Origin of the sequence: Flavobacterium circumlabens, assembly GCF_004345565.1 — a bacterium.
Lineage (GTDB): Bacteria > Bacteroidota > Bacteroidia > Flavobacteriales > Flavobacteriaceae > Flavobacterium > Flavobacterium circumlabens.
Window position 1 is genome coordinate 22,589 of the sequence record NZ_SLWA01000017.1, and the last position, 6,000, is coordinate 28,588.

The window sequence follows — 6,000 nt, forward strand, 5'->3', positions numbered from 1 at the left end:
TTATACACTACAACAATACTTCAGTCTTTTTTTAAGATCAATAAAAAAAGAAACAAAATTTAACAATTCTGACAAACTAAAGCAAAAAATCATTTGTCTCCCCGCAAAATAACGATTACTTTTGCTGTAGTTTAACTTTTACACATAAAATGAAGCCTAACACACAACAATTAAGCGATTTAACTATCCAAGTAAGAAGAGATATTCTTCGTATGGTACATGCTGTAAACTCAGGCCACCCGGGTGGATCACTAGGTTGTACAGAATTTTTGGTAACCTTATACCAAAACATCATGGACCGTAAAGAAGGTTTTGATATGGACGGAATCGGAGAAGATATTTTCTTCCTTTCAAACGGTCATATTTCTCCAGTTTTTTATAGCGTTTTAGCCCGAAGCGGTTATTTCCCTGTTTCAGAATTAGCTACGTTTAGATTATTAAATTCTCGTTTACAAGGGCATCCAACCACTCACGAAGGATTACCTGGTGTTCGTATAGCTTCCGGCTCATTAGGACAAGGTTTATCTGTAGCGCTTGGAGCTGCTCAGGCTAAAAAATTAAATGGAGACAATCATATCGTTTATACCCTGCACGGTGATGGTGAATTACAGGAAGGTCAAAACTGGGAAGCAATCATGTATGCTTCTGCTAAAAAAGTAGACAATATTATTTCGACTATTGACCTTAACGGGAAACAAATTGACGGAACAACTGACGAAGTTTTACCAATGGGAAGCATTCGTGCCAAATTTGAAGCTTTTGACTGGGATGTTCTTGAAATTAAAGAAGGAAACAATATCGATGCTATCCTTGCAGGTCTGAATGATGCCAAATCAAGAACAGGAAAAGGAAAACCAGTTTGTATTTTATTGTATACTGAAATGGGTAACGGAGTTGACTTCATGATGCATACGCACGCTTGGCACGGAAAAGCGCCAAACGATGACCAATTGGCAAATGCACTGGCACAAAACTATTCTGCAGATCAAATCGATTATTAAAAAAAGCCATAAGCCTTAAGCAGTAAGCTTTATGCCTATTGCCTACAGCCTATTGCGTACAGCAAAAGAAAAAAAATGAAAAAATATACAAATACAGGAAGTAAAGATACCCGTTCGGGCTTTGGAGCGGGAATGACTGAATTAGGTCAGAAAAATGAAAACGTTGTTGCCTTATGTGCCGATTTAATTGGTTCATTAAAATTTGATGAGTTTAAGAAAAATCACCCGGAACGTTTTTTCCAGATTGGTATCGCTGAAGCCAATATGATTGGTATTGCTGCCGGTTTAACCATTGGCGGGAAAATTCCATTTACAGGGACCTTCGCTAATTTCTCTACAGGAAGAGTTTACGATCAGATTCGTCAATCTGTTGCATACTCAGATAAAAATGTAAAAATATGTGCTTCTCACGCTGGTTTAACACTTGGTGAAGACGGAGCAACACACCAAATCCTTGAAGATATTGGTTTAATGAAAATGTTACCTGGAATGACTGTAATTAATACTTGCGATTACAATCAGACCAAAGCGGCTACGCTTGCATTGGTAGATCACCATGGTCCGGCTTATTTGCGTTTCGGTCGTCCGGTAGTAGCTAACTTTACGCCTGCTGACGAGCCTTTCGTAATTGGAAAAGCAATTTTACTAAACGAAGGTACTGATGTTACTATTGTAGCAACAGGGCATTTAGTTTGGGAAGCGCTAATCGCTGCTGAAGCTTTGGAAGCTAAAGGAATTTCTGCTGAAGTAATCAACATCCATACAATTAAACCACTTGACGAAGAAGCGATTCTAAAATCATTAGCTAAAACAAAATGCGTGGTAACTGCAGAAGAGCATAACATTCTTGGAGGTCTTGGAGAAAGCATTTCAAGAGTATTAGCTTTAAACACTCCTGCTCCACAGGAATTTGTTGCTGTAAACGATAGTTTTGGTGAGTCCGGAACTCCGGAGCAACTAATGGAAAAATACAAACTAAACAATCAGGCGATTGTTGAAGCTGTAGAAAGAGTTATTAAAAGAAAATAATTTAAATTTTCTTACTTTATATACAAAACCTCGAAAGTGATTTCGAGGTTTTTTTGTACCCTTTTCTAAATTAAATCAACAGCCGTTAGTTTACAAATTAGCTAAAAAGCAGCGACAGAAATCAAAGACGTTTATTGATTTAAAATTTTAGCCAATAAACTTCTAACTATTTTACACAAGACAAACAACTCCATAAAAAAACCCCGAAAGTGATTTCGGGGTTTTCTATATTTTTCTTTATTTAAAAGTCATTACGGCTTAGGCGTATGATGCGCTTTATCCACATGAAGTCTTAATCGGTTTGGAGAAGTATAATCCGGCTCACCAGTTGCTGCAAATGCAGGAATACCTCTAGGCTCCGTTTCATCTGTATTTGGAGTATTAGGATTATCTGCAACAGGGGCTGTGAAAGGATAATATTTACTTATTCCGTAGTTAACTGAAACACCCTCTTCTATAACAATACCCACTTTATCTTTTGGTTTAGTAATCTCCAGTAAAGTCGTAAATCCATCCCCATCATCGTCAACATCAATAAAATCAGCCAGGCCATCACCATCTGTATCATCAGCTAAATTAGCCGGCGGTTTAGGATATTTTGTTGTATTTCTCAAATCATAAAGATAACCATCCTTATTCAGATCTTCTTCAAAATCATAAACGCCATCAAAATCATGATCTAATCGCTGAAGACCCAATAATTTAAAACTAAATACCAGACAAGAATAAGCCGGTATATCAGTCTGTCCCGAACCATAGTAGGCTAATCCCGAAGGTAAAAACATAACACCTGCTCCGTAATTATCATACGTTATAGTTCCGCTGCCATCGCTTGCTACTGCCGTTGTTCCTGTTTTAAACTTAGGAAAAATTTCTGACCAGCCCTCTATTACAGAAGTAGTCAAATAAGGTTCTAAGCTAAAATCTCTCGCTACCCCATAAGAGGTATCAAAAACTTTTCCGTTTAAGGTATTGCCTGAATAGGAAGCTGAAATTTTATCGTAATTAGTAGGAGCCTGCCCTGTACCTTGTCTTAATACCAGATAATACACTTTATAAGTAACATCATTACTATAAACATCTCTTGATTGTATAGGATATTGAGTCTGATCGAAAATAGAAACCTGAGTGCCTCCTGCTGGAATTTTAGATATCTTAATATCATAATTAGCCGAAACACTTTCGATATAATTATTCTTTAAATATTTCATAATTGAATCACTGTCAGCTTTATATTGTTCCTTATAATCTCTTAAGGGAACTATTTCCGCATCGTCATCACTTTTATTACAAGAAACTATAGCAATACCTGCAAGTAATAAAATAAAATAATATTTAAATTTGTTCATTATTCTTAATTTTTTAGGTGCGCAAGATACAATATTGATTTATTTTTGTAAAGATTTTAACTTCTATTTTAGAAAAATTATGAGAATAGATAAATACCTGTGGTGCGTACGTTACTACAAAACCAGAAATATGGTTACTGAAGCCTGCAAAAAGAACCATATTACTGTAAACGGACTGGTTGCGAAACCATCAAAAGAGGTTTTTCCGACCGACAGGATCACCTTTAGAAAAGATCAGATTACACAAATCATAACCGTACTTGACATTCCGGAAAGTCGTGTCGGGGCAAAACTTGTTGATATATACCGAAAAAACGAAACTCCGGCTGAAGCTTATGCGCATTTGGAATTATTAAAACTCTCCAAAGAACATTATCGCAAAAGCGGAACAGGAAGACCCACCAAAAAAGACCGAAGAGATATTGACGAATATGGTAATGATATTGTTGACGAAGAGGAAACGGAGTAAATTCCAATATTTAAAATTCCAAATTCCAATTTTTAAATATGAATTTCCTTTCTCGACATTGGAATTTGGAATTTGACAGGATTGGAATTTCAAATTTCATATAGTGAAATTTAAAAACCTAAATTTGTATTTTAGCAAAAAAAAATAATCATGAACAAGAATATAATCTTAACGAATCAGGAAATCGACCATAAAATAAAACGTATCGCGTACCAAATTTACGAGACTTTTGTTGATGAAGATGAAGTTGTTATTGCCGGAATCGCCTCTAACGGATCTGTTTTTGCTCAAAAAATAGCCTTGGCTTTAGGCAACATATCTACTCTTAAAGTTTCTCTTTGTGAAGTCAGGGTTGACAAACAAAATCCTCAGTTGCCTATACAGACGTCTTTACCAGCCAGTGAATATTCGAATAAAGGATTAGTACTTGTAGACGATGTCTTAAACTCCGGCACGACTTTAATATATGCAGTTCGTCATTTCTTAGACGTTCCGCTTAAGAAATTCAAAACTGCAGTACTTGTAGACAGAAATCATAAGAAGTACCCTGTAAAAGCCGATTTTAAAGGAATCTCCCTTTCAACTTCATTATTAGAGCACGTTCAGGTTGTTTTTGATGAAAATGGCGATGATTACGCTTTTTTAAGCTAGCAGCGCTACAATATCCTGAACTGTTTCTTCGACGGACTTATTATCAACCGAAACTTTATGTTTTGCCTGGTTGTAATAAAAGCTTCTGTCGAACAAATGTTTTGCGATAAATTCCCTCATTTCTTCTTCATTCATATTAGCGATCAAAGGACGCTTGCTCTTGTTATGAATTAGTCTGTTATATAAAGTCTCTATGGAAGCCTTTAAATAAATTGAACTTACGTCCTCCCTTTTCAATAATTCATGATTATTGGCATAACAAGGCGTTCCTCCGCCTAAACCAATTATGCTGTTTTCTGAAGACTGAAGCAATTCTACAAAAATTTCATGCTCTAATTTTCTAAAATAGATCTCACCATGCTGTTCAAAAATTTCATTTATGGACAAATTTGCTTTTTTTTCGATGCATTTATCCAAATCGAGAAACGGAATATTTGTGATTTTTGACAAATTTTGGGCAATTGTTGACTTTCCGCACCCCATATAACCTAATAACACAATTTTTTTCATATTAATAAAACCTTATAAACTAAGACGTTGTGAACTTTTCGTAAAAAAAGACAAATTTATAATAAAAATGCTTGGAAACTTCGAAAATAACTCCTTATATTTGCACCCGCATTCAAGGAATTAAATGACTCGATAGCTCAGTCGGTAGAGCACATCACTTTTAATGATGGGGTCCTGGGTTCGAGCCCCAGTCGGGTCACAAATTTTGTGATTAACAAATTAAATTCCTTGAAAGCAATGACTCGATAGCTCAGTCGGTAGAGCACATCACTTTTAATGATGGGGTCCTGGGTTCGAGCCCCAGTCGGGTCACAAAAGGTCGAGTAATTTATATTACTTGGCCTTTTTTTCATTTACGGCCACGTGGAGAAACGGTAGACTTGCCATCTTGAGGGGGTGGTGCTCGTAAGGGCGTGTGGGTTCAAATCCCACCGTGGTCACAAATAGCATTGTATTCATTGACTTAACGTTGATTTTGCTACGCATTTGCTACACATTTTTAAAAACGCTCTCATAACGGAGCGTTTTTTTTATGCCATGTTCTTAGCTACATAAACCGCAATATTTTATTTTAAAGATAAAAAATAATTACATAAAACTCCTGTATTAGAATGTTTATCAAATACTAGAATATTTTGATAAATTAGCAAAACAAATATTTAATGTGTAAAGTGAAATGATGCAAAGTGAATTGAATGAGTTCTATGATGAATATATGTATTTATCATTTTTTTTAAGAACAAAAAAAATATACGAGTTAACAAACAACCTTGATTTGTTTTTATTAAAATCTTTAAAAAATGACTTTAACAAACATTATCTTCAAAAGGCTTTACAGTTAGCAAAAGAACTTGATGGTCATGTACCCTCACAACATACCGAATATGACCATATAGTGCAAATTCTGGCAAAAGTGAGCATCCCATTCCGGTAAAAGAGAGCAATTTGTTCCGGTTTAAAGTGACCACCCTATTCTTGTAAAAGAGATCAG

The 6,000-nt window shown here is 35.5% G+C and carries 6 protein-coding genes and 3 tRNA genes; 7 read left to right on the forward strand and 2 right to left on the reverse strand.

What is annotated here, in order from left to right; genetic code table 11:
* The first annotated feature begins 149 nt into the window (after nt 1–149).
* Both EV142_RS23590 and EV142_RS23595 read left to right on the forward strand, forming a co-directional pair.
* Nucleotides 150–1,001, forward strand: coding sequence for a transketolase (locus tag EV142_RS23590; RefSeq protein ID WP_132038321.1), 852 nt, complete (start codon nt 150–152; stop codon nt 999–1,001).
* Between the two features lie 75 nt (nt 1,002–1,076).
* The gene (locus tag EV142_RS23595) at nt 1,077–2,030 is read left to right on the forward strand and encodes a transketolase family protein (protein ID WP_132038322.1); all 954 of its coding nucleotides are present in this window, start codon (nt 1,077–1,079) and stop codon (nt 2,028–2,030) included.
* 251 nt (nt 2,031–2,281) lie between these two features.
* On the opposite strand, the gene EV142_RS23600 is transcribed toward EV142_RS23595, so the two are convergent.
* Nucleotides 2,282–3,379: an FKBP-type peptidyl-prolyl cis-trans isomerase gene (locus EV142_RS23600; protein WP_132038323.1), complete on the reverse strand. Its 1,098-nt coding sequence runs from the start codon at nt 3,377–3,379 to the stop codon at nt 2,282–2,284.
* 79 nt (nt 3,380–3,458) lie between these two features.
* On the opposite strand from EV142_RS23600, the gene EV142_RS23605 reads away from it, so the two are divergent.
* Both EV142_RS23605 and EV142_RS23610 read left to right on the forward strand, forming a co-directional pair.
* A complete protein-coding gene (locus EV142_RS23605) occupies nt 3,459–3,848 on the forward strand; it encodes an RNA-binding S4 domain-containing protein (RefSeq protein ID WP_132038324.1) in 390 nt (129 codons plus the stop codon).
* 150 nt (nt 3,849–3,998) lie between these two features.
* Nucleotides 3,999–4,499 (forward strand): phosphoribosyltransferase domain-containing protein, encoded by a 501-nt coding sequence (locus EV142_RS23610; protein WP_132038325.1) that lies wholly within the window; start codon nt 3,999–4,001, stop codon nt 4,497–4,499.
* On the opposite strand, the gene EV142_RS23615 is transcribed toward EV142_RS23610, so the two are convergent.
* Nucleotides 4,491–5,009 (reverse strand): shikimate kinase, encoded by a 519-nt coding sequence (locus EV142_RS23615; RefSeq protein WP_132038326.1) that lies wholly within the window; start codon nt 5,007–5,009, stop codon nt 4,491–4,493. The two genes, EV142_RS23610 and EV142_RS23615, sit on opposite strands and share 9 nt — an antisense overlap.
* 126 nt (nt 5,010–5,135) lie before the next feature.
* Here EV142_RS23615 and EV142_RS23620 point away from each other — a divergent pair.
* The 3 genes from EV142_RS23620 to EV142_RS23630 all read left to right on the forward strand — a co-directional run bounded on the left by EV142_RS23620 (nt 5,136) and on the right by EV142_RS23630 (nt 5,449).
* A tRNA-Lys gene (locus EV142_RS23620) sits at nt 5,136–5,208 on the forward strand.
* A 40-nt stretch (nt 5,209–5,248) separates the two neighbouring features.
* Nucleotides 5,249–5,321, forward strand: a tRNA-Lys gene (locus EV142_RS23625).
* 45 nt (nt 5,322–5,366) lie between these two features.
* Nucleotides 5,367–5,449, forward strand: a tRNA-Leu gene (locus EV142_RS23630).
* Nucleotides 5,450–6,000 lie beyond the last annotated feature (551 nt).